Genomic DNA, 19,080 nt, shown 5'->3' with positions numbered 1-19,080 from the left:
GGAGCAGGGGGGACAATAGGAGCCCTCAAGTCTGCGACAGCGCATGTTCCGGCGGTCTGCGGATCGCCAGCCGGTGCACCCCGGCGGATTGCTGTTCTTCCATGCGGGGCGGCGTCCCGGCGAAGAAGGTCGTGATTTCCTGATACCTGATCCGCGTATCCTCAAGCGCCTGATAGTATCGGAAAAGCTCCTTCAGTGGGGCCGAAAAGTCTTTGTGCGCGGCGAGGACCGCGACCAGTGCCCCAAGCGTGATCCGGCCTTCGATGACGAAATATCCGCCAAGTGAGTAGAACAGAAACGGTGTCAGCGCCGTCAGAAAGTTGTTGAGCGCCTTGATGAAGAACTTGAGACGAAAGATCCTTCTGCGTACCTGCTCCAGCGCCTTGAAACTAGCGCCCGCCGCCGACAGGCCGGACGAGGCGCCCTGTCGTTCGCGCAACTGCTCGCTCAGTTGCCTGCCAAGATCGCGGACCTCTTTGATCCGGATACGCGACAGGGTGTTCACCCGGCGCTGCAGCTTCGGGAGCAGAATAAGCTGAATGGGCAACACGGTCAGCGCGGCGGCACCCAGGATCGGGTCCTGAATGAACATGAACAGCAGAATGGTGAAAAGCGTGCCACCCTGCAAAACCGGCAGGGTCAGGACTTCGGCCGCGAAGCCGCCGATGGGTTCCACTTCCTGTGCGAGTATTGGGACGATCTCGCTTTGCTCGGACGCCTCCGCATCCGAGCGCCACCGCCGATAGATCAGCAGCCTGAAGCGTCGGAGAAACCGCTCCGCCGTATAGCCCTTGAAGACGTTGAGCGTGTATTTGATGAGTCCGTTCAGGCTGATCGACAGCAAATACAGCCCGCAAAGCAGCAGCAGGAATATGACCTGATCCAAACTCTGGCCCAGAACCTCGACCGGGAAAGTCGCGGATTCCAGCGCATTGTTCACGATCTGCTTGGGCAGTTCCAAGGTCAGATACAGGATCGGAAGCGCGAGAAGGCTCAGCATGATCATCTGCGCCTGCTGCCGTCTGGTGTAGCGCAGGACCGAGCTGAACAACCCGGCATCAAGCCCCCTCACGTGGTTCATGCGCGCGACCGGTTTTGCCGGGCGGCTCCAGAGCCGCAGGATACCGCGCAGGACGAGATAGAGGGCGACGCCGATCAGCAATCCCGGCGCCAGGACCAGAATGAGGTGAATGAACGGATGAACCCAGTCCGGCGTCGTATCATTGTAATCGTATCCGAAGAGGGCGGAGACGTCATGTACGAGGACGTGATACCTGTCCATCAGCGACATTGGAGCGCGCTCAATATCCGGCGGGTGAGGCGAGGTGATCATGCACGATGATGACCCCCCACATCCCGGCATCTCTGTGGCCGGGGACCAGACAGGCAAATTCCAGATTGGTCACGTCTGAAAACTTCCAGATCAGTTCCCCGGTTTCACCGCTGGGTATCGATATGAAGTTGGCGGCGTCATGGGTCATGTCCGGATGCTCCTGCATCCATTGCCGGTTTTCGGTGACTTCATCGAAGGAGCCGAGAAAGAAAGTGTGATCGAGTTTGCCGGAGTTCGTGACCCGAAAGCGGACAACCGCTCCGTTCTCGATGTGAAGCGCATCCGGATCAAAGAGCATGTAACCGCTTCCGGTCTCCCTGACCGTGATGTCGACCGTCCTGTCGGGCGTGGCATCGCCGGGGGGTTCTCCGATCGGGTCATGGTCCGGAAGGTCGTAGGCCCTCAGATGGGGTTGCTGGCTTTTGCCATCGGACGCATGCGCGGAGAGGGCGGACAAGATGAGCGCTGCCGCGAGGGTGCAAGTTTTGAACGATGTCTTCATGTGCTCAACGCCTCCGCAGTAGGGGAAATTCTAGAACCGGGTTTATTCGATCGATTGAAGCCGTGAGCCCAAGGGTTCAGCAAACGTCGGATCTGGGTACTACCGCCGCTGGCGCGGTACACCATCGTCGCAGACGGGCGCCCAACGGGGGAAAGAACGGGCGCGGTGTACGCCCGTTCTGGTATTAACGTTATCGCAAGGCGGTGCTCGCGATCCGCACTGACCGTTTAGTGAGTAACGGAGACTTCGCGGAACATGCCGGATTCGTAATGACCGGGGATCAGGCAAGCAGCTTCGAACGTGCCGTTATTTGCAAATGTCCAGATGATTTCGGCATCTTCGCCGGGCGCGAGCCGGATGCGGTTGGGCTCATTATGACCCATATTCATACCGCTCATATCCGCCATTTCGTTCTTGTGCGCGGCGTTCTTCTTTTGCGAGTCGAGAATGAACTCATGGTCCAACTCGCCCTCGTTGCGGACGACGAAACGGACGGTCTCGCCTTCTTTGAAATCCAGATCGCCGCCCTTGAACAGCATTTCGCCGTCGTCTGTTTCGACCATGTCGATCTCGACCGTGCGGTCCACCGCAGCGGCATCGCCGGGCATGCCGATCTTCATTTCTCCATGGGTGTCGCCGGACTTGTTTCCGTGAGCCGCTTCGCCGGCAAACCCCGGTGCCGCAAAGGAGGAAGCCAGTGCGATTGTCAGCAGTAGATGTTTCATCTGTTTAGTCCTTGGTTGCTTTTGGGTTCAGGTATTGGCCGGAGGACTCATCAGCCCTCCGGATTGCTCCCGCAGGAACAAATCTCAGAATTGAAGGCGTGTACCGATCACGACCGAGAACTCATCTGTATCCCCACCGGCCGCGCGGGTGATGTCCCGCGTGTCGCCGAACGAGGTCTCGTAGTTGACGCCGATATAGGGTGAGACCGCACGGTCGATGAGGTCGTAACTCAGCCGCGCACCGATCTCCATGACTGCGCCACCCGCACCCCGCCCCCGGGCGATGTCATCCTTCAGCGGCATATCGATCTCGATGTTCGGGGTCAGGATCAGACGGTTGGTAAGGAGCAGTTCGTATTCCGCCTCGAAACTGAAGAACGAATAGTCGGAGAGGTAGAGATCGGCGTCGATCTCGAACCACTGCGGCGCGAGCCCTTTTACCCCCACGACAGCCGCGTAGCGTTCCGGAACGCCCTCGGGTGTGCTGGCATAGGCTCCGACCACGCCGTTAAAGAAGGTCGAGATTGGAAACCGGAGACGTAGCTGGTTTTCGAGGCTTTCGAACTCATCGGACGAAAGACCGTATTCAGCTTCGCTGCGCCACACCAGCTTGAGCTCATCCGTGCCGATGAGGGCGTCGAAATCCCAGACAAGGACCTCTTCGTCATCCAGTGCGCGAATTTCCAACTGTTCCGCCTGCACGCCCCAGATCAGCTGTTCGGTCTGTTTGACGGGCTGAGCCTGCACGAGCGAGGCCCAAGGAAGGATGAGGCCGGCCAGTCCGGCGAGTTGACTGTATTTCATTACGTTCGTCCTTTGTATTTCCCGGCTCAAGCCGCGCGTCCCTTGACCACGACCTTGCGGAACATTCCCGCCCGCGCGTGGTAGCTGAGGTGACAGTGGAACGCCCATTGACCGGGGGCGTCGGCCTCGACTTCGATGTCCGTCGTGGCGGCGGGATTGATGTTCACGGTGTGCTTGATGGGATTGCGCGGACCGTGACCGGCATCGATGATCGACCACATCCCGTGCAGGTGCATCGGATGCGACATCATCGTTTCGTTGATGAACCGCATGCGCACCCGCTCGCCGTATCGGAGCGTGATCGGGGCGGCATCGTCGTATTTCACGTCGTTGATCGACCAGATGTAGCGCTCCATGTTACCGGTCAGCCGCAACACGATGGTGCGTGAGGGTGCGCGGTGACGGTAACGAGGGCTGGCGGCGCGCAGGTCTGCGTAGGACAGGAACTTGCCGCCGTTGTACGCGACAGGCGTCAGTCCGCTGCCCGGGACATAGAACGGAGCGCCGCCATCAGACATTGCCATTCCGCTCATACTGTCCATGCCGCTCATACCGTCCATTGCGGGCTTCTGCATCTGGGCATGGTTCATGCCTGACATCGGTGCCTTTTTCTTCTGCTGCATCTGCGTGTGGTCCATGCCGTCCATCGCAGGCTTTTGCATCTGCGTATGGTCCATCCCAGCCATCGAAGTCTTTTTCTTCGGCTTTTCCTCTGACGGGGTCATCGCAGGCATCGGGGGCTGCTGGCTGGATTGCATGTTTGAATGGTCCATGCCTGTCATGTCGGTGTGGTTCATTCCGGTCATGTTCTGCATGACGTGGTCGCCCATACCCATGCCCATATCCATACCCATACCGCCCATCATGCCGCTCATGTCGGCCATGGTGAGCAAGGGCTTGGGTCTGAGACGGGGCACGGCACCGGCATAGCCCTCTCTGGGTGACAGGGTGCCCCGAACAAGCCCGTTGCGGCCCATGGATTCCGCAATAATGCTATAGACCTTGTTCTGCGTAGGCTGGACGATGACATCATAGGTCTCGGCAACCGCGACCCGCAGTTCATCCACGGCGACAGGCTCCACATCGTTGCCGTCAGCCTGCACGACGACCATTTTCAGTCCCGGTATCCGCATGTCGAAGTAGGTCATCGCGGAGGAGTTGATGATCCGAAGGCGGACCTTCTCACCGGGCCGGAACAAACCGGTCCAGTTTTGCGACGTGCTGCGACCGTTGATCAGCGAGGTAAATCCCTGCACGTCTTCGACGTCGCTCGGCAGCATGCGCATGCGCCCCCACATGCGGCGCTCTTTCAGCGTCGCCTTGAGACCGTCCATGCGGGCGTCCCGGATCAGGTCCTGAAAAGTGCGCTGCGAACGGTTGTAGTAGTCGGACTGCATCTTGAGGTTCCGCAAGATGCGGTTGCCCGGATGGGGATGTTTGTCGGCCAGCTGAACGACATAGTCGCGGTGCGCTGGTATGCGTTCCCTGCCGCGCGGCTCGATCACGATCGCACCGTAGGCGCCATCCGGCTCCTGAAGGCCTGAATGGCTGTGGAACCAATAGGTCCCGGCCTGCTGGATCGGGAAGCGATAGGTAAAGGTCTGACCGGGGGCGATGCCGTTGAAGCTGATCCCCGGAACGCCGTCCTGACGGAAGGGCACGATAAGTCCATGCCAGTGGATCGAGGTGCTTTCGCTGAGGTTGTTGGTCACGTTTATCGTAACCTCCTCACCTTCCTTGAAGCGCAGGATCGTCGGAATCTGGCTGCGGTTGTAGCCCACGCCCATCTTCTGAAAATCGCCCGTGTTGATGCGCACCGGGTCGACTGTGATATTGTAGGTTCCCTGAGAGGTCACCTGCGTGGAGCCATGCGCGCTCAACGCTTTGGGCATCGCAAAAGCCGCAGCCGCAGCCAAGCCGAACTGACGCCGCGACAACCCCTTCGCCAGCTCTTCAGAGGTACTGAGCGCCGTATCCCAGAGGGCCAGCTGCTTTCTATTGAAGAATTGCATTCGTTTTCCTTGTATTAGTCTGTCTGAAAGGTGCCGCAGCGCGCGTGCTCAAGGGTTCGACGGCGTTTTGGAGGTCAGTCGCACCCGGCTCGGCACAGTTCGCTTCGAACACGGCACGTGCCGGGGGGCGTTTACGCGCGGTTCTGCCTTGCAACTTGCGAGGGTCAGCGCGGGGCCTGTTTCGAGTTCTGAATTTGTCGGATCCATGATTCACGTGCCCTCCGTGGAACTGGAGGTTTTATCGCCGGAACGCCTGCAAAGGATCAAGAATACATATGGTTACATATGGGGTTAGGGTGTGCTGACCGTCGGTAGGGTGGGTGGTTGCTGATGTGATTTGCTTTGGTTCGGGAAGGGCGAAGGGGCGCCTACGCAGTTGCCCGAAGGTTCGCGAACGCGCTTGATGTAGATCATCTTTCGCTTGCTATGCCCGGTTTCCAGAGATGATCGGCGAAAGACAGGCTCATCCAAGAATTGATCAACAACTCATCTGGAGATAGCGATCAGACGTTGATAGAGGCTATCGCGGACCTGGTTCGGAGGACTTTACTCGCTGCAGCAATACATCCCTGAAATAACCTGCGTGCAGCGTCAGAAAGCGAGATCGTGTGCCAATCAGACATGCTTGTGTTTTTCTGAGATTTATTAATGCAGCGGATTGCAAAAACTCTCGCTGTGCGCTCTGAGGCTACAGCCTTTCCAAGCTTCGCCCTTGTAAGCCAGTTCATTCGGAATATCCGCTAAATGCAAGTGTTTGGGACGGAACTCATACCAAGCCGTAGAACTCCACAGCGCTGCGAACGCTGCAACTTTTCCTAGTTTAAAGACAGCAAGGTGCTCAATATGACCCGAATAGTGATAATCAACCATTACGGTTCAACCACAGGCACCGGTATGGGCGGACGGCATCACTATTTCGCCCGGGAGTTAGCGCGCAAGGGCCATACAGTAACATTAGTCGCCGCTCGATCACATCACCTGATCCGCGACGATATCGATTCAGGGTGTTGTCACGTTAACTCGCCGAATTTGCAAGTTGGCAAGCTGTTCGTTGATCAAGCGGCCTGTGCCGCGGATTTCCACGCCTCGAATGCTTCGAGCCGATGGTAGCGGATGGTGAGCGCAGAGCGGCGGCGGGCTGGGACAGAGAAACTATTGCGGGTTGCAGACTTCATAGATACGAAGCGTTGTAATCCACCCGGCGATCGGAAGCCTTGCATCACCCGCTCTCGTTTTCGGAAGGGCAAGTGGCTGTTTTCTGCGCGGTTATTGAGTTGGTGTTGTCACGTTAACTCGCCGAATTTGCAAGTTGGCAAGCTGTTCGTTGATCAAGCGGCCTGTGCCGCGGATTTCCACGCCTCGAATGCTTCGAGCCGATGGTAGCGGATGGTGAGCGCAGAGCGGCGGCGGGCTGGGACAGAGAAACTATTGCGGGTTGCAGACTTCATAGATACGAAGCGTTGTAATCCACCCGGCGATCGGAAGCCTTGCATCACCCGCTCTCGTTTTCGGAAGGGCAAGTGGCTGTTTTCTGCGCGGTTATTGAGTCCCTTGTGTGACCAATGATCAAGGCCAGGCGCGACCTCGCGCTTTGCGGCACCATAGGAGCGCAGCTTGTCCGTAATGATCCTTTTTGGCACGAAGCCCCAACGTTTCATCAGCTTGACCAAAAGCCGCTTTGCGGCGCGCTTGTCTCGTCTCGATTGGAGAATTTCCTCAAGAACAAAGCCGTGTTGGTCGACCGCGCGCCAGAGCCAGTATGACCGACCCGCGATCTTCACAACGACTTCGTCCAGATGCCAGACATCGCCGGGGCGCGGCTGCCGTCGCTGTAGAACGTGGGCGATCAGGGGGCCGAACTTGACGCTCCAGCGCCGGATTGTCTCATACGAAACGTCGACGCCACGTTCCAGCATCAGCTCTTCGACCTCGCGCAGGCTCAAGTTGAACCGGACGTAAAGCCAGACAATATGAGCGATGATCTGAGGCGGAAACCGGTGGCGTTTGTAGCTGATCTTTTGTGTCTGCATCGACACCGCCTACGCCCAGATCAATGAACCAGCAACCTCAGGACCGTTAATGTGACAACACCTCTTCTTCCTTCTCTCAATTGCTAAGCGTTCAACTAAGTCATCCGCATTTGGTTTCAATTTCCAGCGCTGGAAGGTTGGAGGCCGCGGTTGCGATTGAAATGTTCAATGAAGAAAAAAGCTTCTATTGGCCTTCCTGCTACGAACGCGGACTTCGTCGCGTTATTCTCGCAGCGGGATGGCTTCACAAACGACATTGTATCCGTTTGTAAAGTTGACCAACCGGGAGATGCAGCCATAGAGGTGCTTCGGATTTCGATCTCGGGACAAGGGTGGAAGCGAGCCAAAAGATGATGCGAACCACGTTGCGCCTATTCTTCCTTCTCATGGCTTGCCTTTGGGCCTCCATGGGCTTTGCTGCATCGAGCGATACCTACGAGAATTCAACAATCACGGCCCGGCTCATCTCCGTTGAAAATGGGGTCGCGGAAACCTCCAGAACCCTTTCCCTTGGCCTGGATGTCGAGCTGGCCGAGGGCTGGAAAGCCTATTGGCGTTCGCCCGGCGAGGTGGGTCTGCCGCCTGAAATTTCATGGGATGGATCGGAAAATCTGGTGAGCGCACAGATGCTCTGGCCCGCGCCTGAGCGCTTCACGGCATTCGGCATCGAGAATTTTGGCTACAAGACCCGTGTCGTCCTGCCCATTCAGGCAGTTCTCGAAACTGCGGGCCAGTCCGCAACATTGCAGGCGCGTGTTTCATTGCTGGCGTGCTCGACTGTCTGTGTGCCGCATGATTTCGATCTCGCACTGACAATTCCGGCGGGCACCGGGATTGACGCGAAGGCGGCGGGCCTGATTTCGGAGTATGCCCAGCGGGTGCCGCTTGGTCCCGAAGAGAGCGACATCATTGTCGAAACGGCGGTGATCGCGGATGATGCGCTTTATGTGACGGCGCGCAGTGCGAATGCCTTTGTGAAGCCGGATATCTTTCCGGAACTGGGGCCGGAATTCACCTTTGGCAAACCGGACATCCGAACCGATGATGCGGGAACAGCCCTTTGGGCCAAGCTGCCTCTTCTCGCGCAAGGGGAGGATCCGCCGCCCCTGCAACTGACTTTGACCGATGGATCACGCGCGGTGACAGCGCAGCCCGCTTGGTCAGACCGCATCCCGGGTGCACCATTCGAGGTTATGGCGAACCTGCCGGATCTGACGCAAATCCTGGCGATTGCGGCCTTTGCCTTTCTTGGCGGTCTGATCCTGAATGTCATGCCCTGTGTTCTGCCTGTCCTGTCCATCAAGCTGACATCGGTTCTCAATCATGGAAACAAGCCAGCGCACGAGGTCCGGAATGGGTTCCTGATGTCGGCGCTTGGCGTTCTGGTGTTCATGTGGGCCCTCGCCGCAATCATTCTGGTTCTGCAATCCGTCGGCGTCACCGTTGGGTGGGGCCTGCAATTCCAAAGCCCTGTTTTCCTGACCGTCATGTTTCTGGTGCTTGCCGTGTTCTCTGCCAATCTGTTCGGGGTGTTCGAAGTTTCATTGCCCTCCGGGTTGCAGTCACGGCTGGCCAGATCAAGCGGTCGCGACGGGTATGGCGGAGATTTTGCAACAGGCGCCTTCGCGGCGGTGCTGGCCACGCCCTGCTCGGCCCCGTTTTTGGGGACAGCGGTTGCCTTTGCCCTGTCCGGGCGCCCGATTGATGTCATTCTCGTTTTCACGGCTCTGGGGCTTGGGCTCTCCCTGCCCTATCTGGTTCTGGCGGGGAAGCCTGGTCTGGTCCGGTTGTTGCCCAGGCCGGGACGTTGGATGGTTGTCGTCAAATGGGTGCTTGCCGGTCTTCTGGCCGGGACCGCGATCTGGCTGCTCTGGGTACTGATAGGGGTGGCGGGTGGCCGGGTGGCCATGACCGTGCTGCTTATGACGAGCCTTTTCATTCTTCTCGCAACAATACGTTTGCCGGGCAGATTGACGCGCCCGACAGCGCTGGTGGTGGTTGCTGTTCTCAGCCTTCTGGTGCCGACGGCGCTGACAATCCCGCCGCAGACGAGAGCGGTGGGCCAGGACTGGGTCGCGTTCGATCGCTCCGAGATACCGAAACTGGTGTCGCAGGGAAAAACCGTCTTTGTCGACGTGACCGCAGACTGGTGCCTGACGTGCAAGGCCAACAAGACGCTGGTGCTGGACCGTGCGCCCGTGGTCGACCAACTGCGGGGTGATAATGTCGTTGCGATGCGGGCAGACTGGACTAGGCCCAGCACTGACATTTCCCGGTATCTGGAAAGCCACAACAGGTTTGGCATCCCGTTCAACATCGTCTACGGGCCAAACGCGCCAGACGGGATCATCCTGTCCGAGGTTCTGACGTCCGAAGCCGTTCTCGACGCGCTGAGCAGGGCTGCACTTGGCGACCCTGTGACCGCTTTGAAAACGGATGGTTAGGCCTAAAAGAGGCCCATCGCACGCGCCGACATCCAGACGCCCATGAATATCATCATCAGGTTTTCGGTCAGGGACACGAAACCCAGCGGCACGTTTGAACCGCCGCCCACGCAGGCGCACTTGATCTCGCGCTTATCGATGTAGACGGCCTTGAAAACTGAAGCCGCTCCGACCGTACCGATGAACAGTGCAACAGGCGCGCTGATCCAGACCAAGGCACCGGCGACCATGAGAATACCGGCAAGTGCTTCGCCGAAGGGATAGACATAGCCATAGCGCACCCATTTCTGGGCAAGCAGATCGTAGTTCAGAAACATCGTGGAAAACGTCTCGACGTCCTGCAGTTTTTGAACAGCAAGAAAGCTCATCGAGATCGCGATGAACCACTCGAATGCCCGCAGCGTCAGGATCGAACCGTAAAACGCCCAACTGAGACCAAGCGCCATAAGGAATGCGACCGCGAATATCGCAATGACGGGTTGATAAGTCGTCTCGTCGTCATCCTTTACGTCCTGGCCGAAAAATTCCCTCAGCGCGTCATAGCCACCAATTCTTTCATTGCCGATAAAGGTCTGCGGAGTTGTTTCGACACCGTGTTCTTCCATGAAAGCATCCGTTTCCTCGCGGGTGTTCAGAGGCCGGTCCTCAATCGAATACCCCTCCCGCTCAAGCAGGTCCTTCGATTTTCAGCCCATAGGGACAAACATGCTCCTCCATCACCATTCGGTACAAAACCGCCGTCTTCGGGGTGGATTTTGCCTCTCTCGTCATGACGCGTTCCTTTAAATCCTTTAACCGTTGCAGGTCCAATACCCGGTAAATCCGACAGTCAGAGGCGTCTCTCCCGTCAATTCAAACAGCAGGGTGGCGTCTTCACCGTCCGCGTCACCCGGCGCCAGCGTGAATTGGCCACCATCGGCAGACAGGACGCCACCGGACGTCACTGTGTCTTGCGACGTGAAGTTGACCAGCGATCCGGATATCTTGGCGACGCCGTTCCCCGCCCCGTCCGTGACCAGAATGGGATCGGCGTTCACGGCGCGAATGAAACGGCATTGTCCGTCGGACCCCAGTGCGCGTGTTATTTCTTCGGCTTTGAGCGGTGCAGGACGGATTCCGGCAATCACCGGGGTTGCAATCGCTTCTTGAAGCCCCTCCATTTCAGCCGGACCGTCCGCTTCACCAAGTGGCCATTCAGGACCGGCTTCGCCATTTGCCTCAATGTCATCTATGAGGAAACGCATTTCGGAAATTTCGCGGTTTTGCGCCGTCACAATTTCCGAAGCCAGCGCCTCGACCCTTGGATCTGTCAGCTCGGCCCGTTCGCTTGTCATGATCGCAATGGAGTGGTGCGGAATCATCGCGCTCATCCAGCTTTCGTCCTGAATGGTCTCCTGGCTTCTCACGAGCCAGAGCGCGCCGGCGAACATCACGACAGACCCGAGAATGATCGCGGCGTTGACGCCCTTGTTCTTGTACATGTTCAACATGAAAAGGAGCATCACGGTCGCCATCGTCGCGCCCATGATGAACGTCATGTAAAATCGGGTTTCGCTCCAGTAGACATGTTCGAAGGAGTACGAGTTGATGTACATCAGGCCGAACATGATCGCAGTCGATGTGCCGACCATCGCCAGAAACCGGCCATAGGATGAACCTGAATGGCCTCCCGAATGTGCTGCACCTTCACTTGAACGGGTGTCGGACCCGCCACGAGATTTCCCGATCGCATCTTCAGACATCTGATCTCTCCATCATGGATTCTATTTGTGGAGGAACAACATTCCAGCGCTGGAGGGTTTCAAGACGATATATCGAAACGGCATGAAACCCCATAAATGTCTGGCCCAGGCATCGTGCGTTACGGGTCTTTGGCCAGATCTTTCAGGATTGGACAATCGGGGCGGTGATCGCCCTGGCAGGCGTCAACGAGGTGAGCCAGGGTCTCTCGCATCGACTTGAGCTGGGCGATTTTTTCGTCAACGGCGGCCAGATGCTCTTGAGCGACAGCCTTGACCTGTGCACTTTCCCGCGTCTCATCTTCATAGAGATCAAGCAGCGTGCGGCAGTCTTCGATCGAGAACCCGAACGTCCTGGCGCGACCGAGAAATGCGAGCTTGTGGATGTCGCTGTCGCGAAAGGCGCGATAGCCGTTGTCGCTGCGCAAAGGCCGGACAAGGCCGATGTCTTCGTAGTAGCGGATTGTCTTCGCTGGCAAACCCGCGCGTTCTGATACTTCTCCGATGTTCACACCTGTCTCCTATTCTGCGGGCTGCGTTGCGAATTTCGTCTCCGCGTCGTGGGGCGGATCCTGTTCCGACATCGTCGCCTTGATCCGTCGCAGCCGCAGCGCGTTGGTCAGAACCGACACGGAGGACAGCGCCATGGCCCCGGCGGCAAACACCGGCGACAGGAGCAATCCAAAGGCCGGGTAAAGCGCGCCCGCCGCCACAGGGATCAGCGCGACGTTATAGCCAAAGGCCCAGATAAGGTTCTGCCGTATGTTGCGCATGGTCTTGCGCGACACGTCGATGGCATTCACCACGCCGCGCAGGTCGCCCGACATCAACACCACGTCGGCGCTTTCGATTGCGACATCCGTGCCGGTTCCGATGGCGATGCCGACATCGGCATGGGCCAGCGCTGGCGCGTCGTTGATGCCGTCTCCGACAAAGGCGATCTTGCTGTTCCCTTGCCGCAATTCGTCCAGGGCGGCGACTTTTCCATCCGGCAACACCCCTGCAATGACATGGTCGATCCCGACCTCGCGGGCGATGGCATCTGCCGTGGCCTTCTTGTCTCCGGTGATCATCGCGACCTTGATCCCTCGATCATGCAGAGCTGCGATCACTTCGGCGCTGGAGGATTTGACCGGGTCTGCCACGGCAATCACGGCCGCCAGGGATCCGTCCACCGCAGCATAAAGCGCGGTGCGTCCCTTTTCGGCCAAGGCCCTTTCGCGGTCTTCCAGCGGGCTGGTGTCAATGCCCTGCTGCACCATGAAGCGATCCGCACCGACATGAACCTTGCGGCCCTGGACAAGCGCCTCGACACCGTAGCCGGTCACGGACCGGAATTCCGTCGCATCGGGCCAGGACAGGCCTTCGCTCTTTGCGGACTGCACAATGGCCTCTGCCACCGGGTGCTCAGACTGCGCCTCGACAGATGCGATGAGGGCGAGTGTCTCTGCCCGGTCAAAGCCGTCGGCCGTGATGAGGTCTGTCAAACTGGGTTGCCCTTGCGTGACCGTCCCGGTCTTGTCCAATGCGACAACGCCAACTTCATCCAGATGTTGCAGCGCATCTCCCTTGCGGAAGAACACCCCCATCTCAGCCGCGCGTCCTGTCCCCACCATGATCGAGGTGGGCGTGGCCAACCCCATGGCGCAGGGGCACGCAATGATCAGAACGGAGACACCCGCCACAAGCGCAAAGGTCAGAGCCGGATCGGGACCGACCAGCAGCCAGACAACCACAGTCGCAAGCGCCAGAACCAGAACGGCAGGCACGAACCACATGGTCACGCGATCCACTAGGCCTTGGATCGGCAGCTTGGCCCCCTGAGCATCTTCGACCATGCGGATAATCTGCGCCAGCGTGGTATCCGCCCCGACTCGCGTCGCCGTTATGGTCAGGCTCCCGGTGCCGTTCACCGTGCCGCCGGTCACCGGTTCGCCAGCAGCCTTTGGCACGGCGAGGGGTTCACCGGTGATCATGCTTTCATCGACGTTGCTTGATCCTTCTGTGACCTCGCCATCGACAGGCAGCCTTTCACCGGGACGCACGAGGATCTGATCGCCGATCCGCAGTTCCTTGATGTCAACCTCGGTCGCCTGCCCGTCACGCAGGACCCTGGCTGTCTTTGCCTGCAGACCAAGAAGGGCCTGAATGGCTGCACCGGTCTTGCCCTTGGCCCGCGCTTCAAGCCAGCGACCCAACAAGATCAGAACGACAATAACCGCCGCTGCTTCGAAATAGACGGCGCGCACACCGTCAGGCAGCACCTGAGGCAGGAAGGTCGCGACTACGGAATAAGTCCACGCCGCCCCGGTTCCCAGTGCGACAAGGCTGTTCATATCCGGGGCACGCTTGATCAACGCCGGAATGCCCTTCGCAAAGAACCCCCAACCCGGTCCGAAAAGAACCACCGTGGCAAGCGCGAATTGGATCAGCCATGACGTTTGAATGCCGATTGTGCTCTCAATCAGGCCCTCAAAGCCGGGTATGGTATGTTTTCCCATTTCCAGAACGAACACCGGCACGGTCAGGATCGCGGCAAGGATGACACGGCGCGCCAGCGCGTCGGCTTCTTCTGCCTTGCGGTCCGATCGGTCCTCGTGCGCATCGCTCTGCGCAATCTCGGCCGGGTACCCCGCCTCCGTACTGATCCGGGCAATCTTTTCCGGGGTGATGGCATCTGGCAGATACTCTACCACAGCCGTTTCGGTTGCCAGATTGACCGCCGCATTCAATACGCCGGGTGTCCGTACAAGCGCCTTTTCAACCCGACCGACACAGGACGCGCAGGACATGGCGTCTACGTTCAATGTTACGCGCCCCGTCCGTGCCGGGTATCCGGCGTTCGAGAGGGCCGTGACCGCCACGCCCGTGGTGGCCGGATTATCCATCTGAAATTGAGCCGTTTCGTTCACAAGGTTGACACTGACGTTCGAAAGGCCCGGAACCTCGTTCAAAGCCTTCTCAACCCTGCCCACACAAGACGCACAGTTCATGCCGGAAACGGATAGACGTATCGTATTGGGGTCGGTCATGAGGGCCTCCTCGGTTGAACTTACCCTGATATAGGGCTTCCAGTTGCTGGAAGCTCAAGAGAGTATCTAATTTTTTTTGATATTTGCTTGACCTTCCTCCCGATGGAACGACCAAGTCTGAGGTTGTACCAAAAATGGAGGCCTTCATGATTTTTTCCGTCCCGAAAATGAGCTGTGGACACTGCACATCCGCTATAGAAAGCGGCATCAAGGCAAAGGATCCATCAGCCGTTGTCACGGCCGATCTGGACCTTCGCCTTGTCACTGTCCAAAGCACATTGGAACAGGCGACCGTGCGGCAAGCCATCGCTGACGCTGGCTACGACGCTTCAGCCGCGTAGGATTGTCCTTATTCGGCGGCCCGTGCCTGATCGACAAGCTCGATCATCTGGTCCGCCTGGATCAGGCCCGGCGCAAGACTGTCGCCGATCACAAATGAAGGTGTGCCACTGAACCCCAGAGATTGCGCAAGCCGCATGGAAGTCTGTATGTGTTCTTCGATTTCCGGTCCGTTCATGTCGCGACGCAACTGTGCAACATCGAGGCCGATGTCTTCCGCAGTGCGGAGAATCGATGCTTCCTCTGCGCGTTCCTTCAGTTGCATCATGGCCCAATGAAACTCTTCATATTTGCCCTGGTTTCGGGACGCCAGCGCCGCGCGGGCGGCAAAAACCGACCCGTCCCCCAGAATGGGCCATTCCCGGTAAACGACCCTGACGTTGGGATCAGCAGCGAGCAGGGCCTCCATTTCAGGTTTAACCCGGCGGCAATAGGGGCAGTTGTAGTCGAAGAATTCGACAACCGTGACATCGCCATCCGGATTGCCCAGAACGGGCGCATTGGGATCATTTTCAAGCGTGGCTTTTTCCGTATCGAAAACCTGCGCTGCGGCTTGCGCCTGCAACGCCTGCTGTTGCTGTTCGAACAACTGCGCGGCCTCGAACACGATGCCCGGATTCTCGCGGATGGCTTCCAGCACCAGTTCCTTGATCCGGTCTTCGTCCATGCCGTCTGCAATCGCAGCGATCGGAAGCATTAACAGTGCGGTGGTAGCCAAGAATCTTTTCATTATCCGTCTCCTTGTGAGGCAATATCCTGGGCCGTGCGCTCGGCTTGCGTGGCGCGTTCACGCTCCGGCCATGTTGACTTGATGTATGCGAGGATGTCCCAGATTTCCCCGTCGCTCAGTTGGTCGCCGAAACCGGGCATGCCGCTGTTGAAGTCAACGCCTTGCGCCGCGAGAACCTCGGCGCCCCCCAGCTTGGTGTAGGCGAACAGCATGCTGTCCGCGTGGTGCCAAGTGTGGCCGCTTGCATCATGCGGCGGTGCGGGCAGGCTTCCGTCATCACGCGGACTGCGCCAGTTTTCTTCACCTTCCAGATTTGCGCCATGGCACGCGGCGCAATTTTCGGCATAGAGGACTTCGCCCGCGGCCACATCGGCTGAGGAGTTGATGAGGTTTTCCGCCGTATGGTCGGTTCCGCCGGACCGGGTCCACAGGAATATGGTAGCCACCGCAACGGTAACTACGCCCAACGCAAGATAGACGGATCGCGGGGTCATCCAACGACGATCTTGGTCATCATGCCCGAAGCCGCATGCGACAGCATGTGGCAATGTAGCAGCCATTGGCCCGGGTTGTCCGCCACAAAGGCAATCTCGCGCGTCTGACCCCGTTCAAGAAGGGTCGTGTCACGCAGCGGTCCGAGGGTGCCGTTTTCGGCGACCTCGTGGAAGTGAATGCCATGCAGGTGCATCGCGTGCGGAAACGCCGTGTCGTTCACGATCTTCAATCGTACATTCTGGCCGCGGTCCAGCCGCGCAAGGGGATCACCGTTGATCCCGTCCACTTTGCCGTTGAACGACCAGAAATACCCGGCCTCGACGATCTCGCCGATCGGCTTGAGTTCGCCCCCAAGGGAAGCGGACCTCATCCGCCCCATGGCACCGCCTTCCATACTCAGGCTGAGCATCGTGGCTTCACTCAAGTCGACCATCCTGTGGTCGTTCGGCGGCAAGGCCAAAGGCGCGTCTCGACGATTTTTCGAGCCCCACTCAACGACCTCGAATGTAACCTGGCTGAAGGCCTCTTCCCGGCCGAACTGAAGAATATGAGCCGTTTCACCAACATCCGCGACCACATCGACGATCAGGTCGATCCGTTGAGCCGGAGCGAGGATCATCGGCTCCGTCACCTTAATGGGTGCAGCCAGGGGCATGCCGTCCAAAGCAACCGCCCAACCGTCAAGGCCTTCCAGCCCCAGTTGGAAATTGCGCGCATTGGCAGCATTGATCAGCCGCAAGCGCAGTCTTTCGTTCTTGCGTGCACTCAGGCCCAGATTGAAGGTTCCATTGGTCGTCAGCAGGTTGCCGATGCGCCCTGCGTGGCTGAGATCATGAGGCGCTCCGAAGTCGTCTTTGATCTGCGCGGTTTCGGGGTCAATAAGCCAATCATCCAGGATCAGGACTTCCTCGCGATCAATGTCGAGAGGCTCGGCCTCTTCCACGATCAGTGCACCGTAAAGCCCTCTGCCCACCTGCTCAAACGACCTATTATGGGCATGGTACCAATAGGTCCCGGCATCCGGGACAGTAAAGTCATAGTCGAATGTTTCCTCCGGCTGGACCACATCCTGTGTCAGGCCGGAAACGCCATCCATCGCATTGTCGATGCGGATGCCGTGCCAATGCGTCGACGTTCCCTGAGAAAACCGGTTGACCAATCTGCGCTGGACACGCCCCCCCTGCGCCACGCGAATCTCCGGACCGGGTGAGCCGCCGTCAAAGCACCAAAGCGATGTCTTGCCATAGTTGCCGGGCAGCAGCTGCACGTCGCTTTGCTGGGCTGTCAGGGTCGCGAATGGCGTGCCCGCAAATCCAGTGCTGGCCGACAGACCACTGAACGCAGCAGATGTTGCCAGAAATTGGCGGCGATTGAGCGTGATCATTCGTGGGTTCCCAAGATTATGATTTGTTGTCCAGCAGGTAGGTGGCCATCGCATTCAGGTCTGCGTCGCTCAGAAAGCCCGTGCCATAGCGCACGACTTCGGCCATTGATCCACCAAATACGTCGCCAGACGGCGTTATGCCAGATCGCAATGCATAAGCCATATCGTCTGTTGTCCAGCCTTCGGACACAAGATCGCGCGTCCGGATCGAAGGTGCTTTGCCACCTCCCGGCAAGGCGTCGTTGCCGGAAAACCTCTTCGATACTATGCGTGCGCCTGCAAAGTTCCGCGTTGTGTGGCAGGCAGCACAATGTGCCGCCCCGTTGACCAGCAGCTTGCCCCTGTTCCAAGCATCGCTTCGGTCCGCCTCTGGTGCGGTGTCAGGCTTTGTCAGAAAAGCCGCCCGCCAAAGTTTCATCCCCCATCGCTGATCGAACGGAAAAGGCACCTCATGGGACGGGGTCGGCACATTCACGGCTGGCACGGTCTGGAACGCGGCCCACAGATCGGCAATGTCCTGATCCGTGTAATTTGCATAAAACGGGTAGGTGAAGGTGGGATAATAGGGGTCTCCGTCCGGGGAAATTCCCTGCCTTACCGCTTTTGCAAACTCTTCTACTGTCCAGCCGCCAATCCCGAATTCGACATCGGTGGTCAGATTTGGCGGATAGAATGTCCCGAAATCGGTCCGGAGCGGCGCTCCTCCTGCCAATGGCGCCCCGCCAGCTTCAAAGTTGGTGTGGCACGCAATGCATCCACTGGCGCGCGCCAGATACGACCCCCGCTGGGCATCGCCTTGCAGGGTCAGGTCCGAGACTGGCGCACCGATCGGCCAGGCTATCGTTGCCGCGACAACGCCGATGCCGCCGACGACCCCCGCACCGATGATCCAACGCCACCACCGCATCTGATCACTTGTCCTCTTTGCGGAACTTCTGGTGGCAGGCCGAACAGGTCTGGGCGACCATCGCGAACGCACGGTCGGTCGGCATGTCCGCAAACATCTCGGTCGTCATGGGAAGGTCCGATCCCATCATGCCCCCTCCCATTGCAGGCGCGGACCCGCCACCCATCATCCCGTCAGTGGCGCCGCCCATCATTGATTCGCTACCGTTGCCCTGTGCTGCGGCCAACCCATTGCCTGCGCTCAACTTCAATCCTTCGGCGGCTGTTCTCAACTCTTGCGCAAGGGCCGCGAACTCTTCGCTGTTTTCCCAGACCGACGGCAACGCCTTGGACACTCCGCCACCCGAGCCTTCAGGAAACAGTCGCGTCATTTGCTCACCGGCATGGCCGATCATCGCGCCAGCTTCCCTGCGGACGACATCGGCGTCATAAGGTACCTGACCCCGCATCATGGGTGATAGCGTCTTGAGTGTTTTGGCCATCGCGGACATGCCCTGCATCCGCTCCAGCACCACGCCGGTTGCTCCGGAATGCGCCAAGGCAGCAACGCCGGTCGTCCCGATCGCAATGGCAGTAATCCATATCTTCATGTTCAAGTTGGTCAT

The 19,080-nt window shown here is 58.6% G+C and carries 16 protein-coding genes and 2 pseudogenes; 2 read left to right on the top strand and 16 right to left on the bottom strand.

Annotation, left to right across the window (positions count from 1 at the left end; translation table 11 throughout):
* Positions 1-25: 25 nt before the first annotated feature.
* The 7 genes and pseudogenes from R1T45_RS00180 to R1T45_RS00150 all read right to left on the bottom strand — a co-directional run bounded on the left by R1T45_RS00180 (position 26) and on the right by R1T45_RS00150 (position 7,406).
* Positions 26-1,291: an ABC transporter transmembrane domain-containing protein gene (locus R1T45_RS00180; protein ID WP_009827249.1), complete on the bottom strand. Its 1,266-nt coding sequence runs from the start codon at positions 1,289-1,291 to the stop codon at positions 26-28.
* A 10-nt stretch (positions 1,292-1,301) separates the two neighbouring features.
* Complete coding sequence (locus R1T45_RS00175; RefSeq protein WP_009827248.1) at positions 1,302-1,835, bottom strand: copper oxidase; 534 nt, start codon at positions 1,833-1,835, stop codon at positions 1,302-1,304.
* Positions 1,836-2,062: 227 nt separating this feature from the next.
* Complete coding sequence (locus R1T45_RS00170) at positions 2,063-2,560, bottom strand: plastocyanin/azurin family copper-binding protein (RefSeq protein WP_009827247.1); 498 nt, start codon at positions 2,558-2,560, stop codon at positions 2,063-2,065.
* Between the two features lie 84 nt (positions 2,561-2,644).
* Complete coding sequence (locus tag R1T45_RS00165; RefSeq protein ID WP_065335300.1) at positions 2,645-3,364, bottom strand: copper resistance protein B; 720 nt, start codon at positions 3,362-3,364, stop codon at positions 2,645-2,647.
* 26 nt (positions 3,365-3,390) lie between these two features.
* Entirely contained in the window at positions 3,391-5,376 is a 1,986-nt protein-coding gene (locus R1T45_RS00160; protein ID WP_348429596.1) for a multicopper oxidase domain-containing protein, read from the bottom strand.
* Between the two features lie 1,171 nt (positions 5,377-6,547).
* Positions 6,548-6,650, bottom strand: a pseudogene (locus R1T45_RS00155) (IS6 family transposase); the annotation flags it as partial.
* Positions 6,651-6,704: 54 nt separating this feature from the next.
* Entirely contained in the window at positions 6,705-7,406 is a 702-nt protein-coding gene (locus R1T45_RS00150; RefSeq protein WP_065331824.1) for an IS6 family transposase, read from the bottom strand.
* Positions 7,407-7,759: 353 nt separating this feature from the next.
* Here R1T45_RS00150 and R1T45_RS00145 point away from each other — a divergent pair, with 353 nt between their 5' ends.
* Positions 7,760-9,850, top strand: coding sequence for a protein-disulfide reductase DsbD family protein (locus R1T45_RS00145; protein ID WP_081285562.1), 2,091 nt, complete (start codon positions 7,760-7,762; stop codon positions 9,848-9,850).
* Between the two features lie 2 nt (positions 9,851-9,852).
* Here the strand turns inward: R1T45_RS00145 and R1T45_RS00140 are convergent.
* From R1T45_RS00140 to R1T45_RS00125, 4 genes and pseudogenes are all read right to left on the bottom strand, one after another.
* A pseudogene (locus R1T45_RS00140) lies at positions 9,853-10,573 on the bottom strand (MauE/DoxX family redox-associated membrane protein).
* Between the two features lie 68 nt (positions 10,574-10,641).
* On the bottom strand, positions 10,642-11,592 hold the full coding sequence (locus R1T45_RS00135) for a DUF305 domain-containing protein (protein ID WP_050686576.1): 951 nt from the start codon (positions 11,590-11,592) through the stop codon (positions 10,642-10,644).
* A 119-nt stretch (positions 11,593-11,711) separates the two neighbouring features.
* Positions 11,712-12,101: a Cu(I)-responsive transcriptional regulator gene (gene cueR / locus R1T45_RS00130; RefSeq protein ID WP_005619161.1), complete on the bottom strand. Its 390-nt coding sequence runs from the start codon at positions 12,099-12,101 to the stop codon at positions 11,712-11,714.
* 9 nt (positions 12,102-12,110) lie between these two features.
* The gene (locus tag R1T45_RS00125; protein ID WP_043847201.1) at positions 12,111-14,621 is read right to left on the bottom strand and encodes a heavy metal translocating P-type ATPase; all 2,511 of its coding nucleotides are present in this window, start codon (positions 14,619-14,621) and stop codon (positions 12,111-12,113) included.
* 146 nt (positions 14,622-14,767) lie between these two features.
* Between R1T45_RS00125 and R1T45_RS00120 the strand changes: the two genes are divergently transcribed.
* Positions 14,768-14,962: a heavy-metal-associated domain-containing protein gene (locus R1T45_RS00120; RefSeq protein ID WP_043847225.1), complete on the top strand. Its 195-nt coding sequence runs from the start codon at positions 14,768-14,770 to the stop codon at positions 14,960-14,962.
* Positions 14,963-14,970: 8 nt separating this feature from the next.
* Here R1T45_RS00120 and R1T45_RS00115 read toward each other — a convergent pair whose 3' ends face one another.
* The 5 genes from R1T45_RS00115 to R1T45_RS00095 are packed head-to-tail and all read right to left on the bottom strand — an operon-like array spanning position 14,971 to position 19,080.
* A complete protein-coding gene (locus R1T45_RS00115) occupies positions 14,971-15,690 on the bottom strand; it encodes a DsbA family protein (RefSeq protein WP_050686574.1) in 720 nt (239 codons plus the stop codon).
* On the bottom strand, positions 15,690-16,184 hold the full coding sequence (locus R1T45_RS00110) for a c-type cytochrome (protein ID WP_005619169.1): 495 nt from the start codon (positions 16,182-16,184) through the stop codon (positions 15,690-15,692). Before R1T45_RS00110 ends, R1T45_RS00115 begins: the two co-directional genes overlap by 1 nt.
* On the bottom strand, positions 16,181-17,569 hold the full coding sequence (locus tag R1T45_RS00105) for a multicopper oxidase family protein (protein ID WP_050686572.1): 1,389 nt from the start codon (positions 17,567-17,569) through the stop codon (positions 16,181-16,183). Before R1T45_RS00105 ends, R1T45_RS00110 begins: the two co-directional genes overlap by 4 nt.
* Before the next feature lie 16 nt (positions 17,570-17,585).
* On the bottom strand, positions 17,586-18,476 hold the full coding sequence (locus R1T45_RS00100) for a c-type cytochrome (protein WP_009824485.1): 891 nt from the start codon (positions 18,474-18,476) through the stop codon (positions 17,586-17,588).
* 4 nt (positions 18,477-18,480) lie between these two features.
* Positions 18,481-19,080: a c-type cytochrome gene (locus tag R1T45_RS00095; protein WP_009824484.1), complete on the bottom strand. Its 600-nt coding sequence runs from the start codon at positions 19,078-19,080 to the stop codon at positions 18,481-18,483.

This window comes from Sulfitobacter sp. LC.270.F.C4, from assembly GCF_032922545.1.
GTDB lineage: Bacteria > Pseudomonadota > Alphaproteobacteria > Rhodobacterales > Rhodobacteraceae > Sulfitobacter > Sulfitobacter profundi.
Note: the sequence above shows the minus strand (reverse complement) of the source record. Positions and strands in the feature narration are given on the sequence as shown.

Excerpts from the sequence above, each read along its gene's own strand:
- R1T45_RS00135 (WP_050686576.1), bottom strand. The coding sequence starts at position 11,592 with ATGTCTGAAGATGCGATCGGGAAATCTCGTGGCGGGTCCGACACCCGT.
- R1T45_RS00150 (WP_065331824.1), bottom strand. The coding sequence starts at position 7,406 with ATGCAGACACAAAAGATCAGCTACAAACGCCACCGGTTTCCGCCTCAG.
- R1T45_RS00160 (WP_348429596.1), bottom strand. The coding sequence starts at position 5,376 with ATGCAATTCTTCAATAGAAAGCAGCTGGCCCTCTGGGATACGGCGCTC.
- R1T45_RS00115 (WP_050686574.1), bottom strand. The coding sequence starts at position 15,690 with ATGAAAAGATTCTTGGCTACCACCGCACTGTTAATGCTTCCGATCGCT.
- R1T45_RS00170 (WP_009827247.1), bottom strand. The coding sequence starts at position 2,560 with ATGAAACATCTACTGCTGACAATCGCACTGGCTTCCTCCTTTGCGGCA.
- R1T45_RS00165 (WP_065335300.1), bottom strand. The coding sequence starts at position 3,364 with ATGAAATACAGTCAACTCGCCGGACTGGCCGGCCTCATCCTTCCTTGG.
- R1T45_RS00100 (WP_009824485.1), bottom strand. The coding sequence starts at position 18,476 with ATGCGGTGGTGGCGTTGGATCATCGGTGCGGGGGTCGTCGGCGGCATC.
- R1T45_RS00105 (WP_050686572.1), bottom strand. The coding sequence starts at position 17,569 with ATGATCACGCTCAATCGCCGCCAATTTCTGGCAACATCTGCTGCGTTC.
- R1T45_RS00120 (WP_043847225.1), top strand. The coding sequence starts at position 14,768 with ATGATTTTTTCCGTCCCGAAAATGAGCTGTGGACACTGCACATCCGCT.
- R1T45_RS00125 (WP_043847201.1), bottom strand. The coding sequence starts at position 14,621 with ATGACCGACCCCAATACGATACGTCTATCCGTTTCCGGCATGAACTGT.
- R1T45_RS00175 (WP_009827248.1), bottom strand. The coding sequence starts at position 1,835 with ATGAAGACATCGTTCAAAACTTGCACCCTCGCGGCAGCGCTCATCTTG.
- R1T45_RS00095 (WP_009824484.1), bottom strand. The coding sequence starts at position 19,080 with ATGACCAACTTGAACATGAAGATATGGATTACTGCCATTGCGATCGGG.
- R1T45_RS00180 (WP_009827249.1), bottom strand. The coding sequence starts at position 1,291 with ATGTCGCTGATGGACAGGTATCACGTCCTCGTACATGACGTCTCCGCC.
- R1T45_RS00110 (WP_005619169.1), bottom strand. The coding sequence starts at position 16,184 with ATGACCCCGCGATCCGTCTATCTTGCGTTGGGCGTAGTTACCGTTGCG.
- R1T45_RS00145 (WP_081285562.1), top strand. The coding sequence starts at position 7,760 with ATGCGAACCACGTTGCGCCTATTCTTCCTTCTCATGGCTTGCCTTTGG.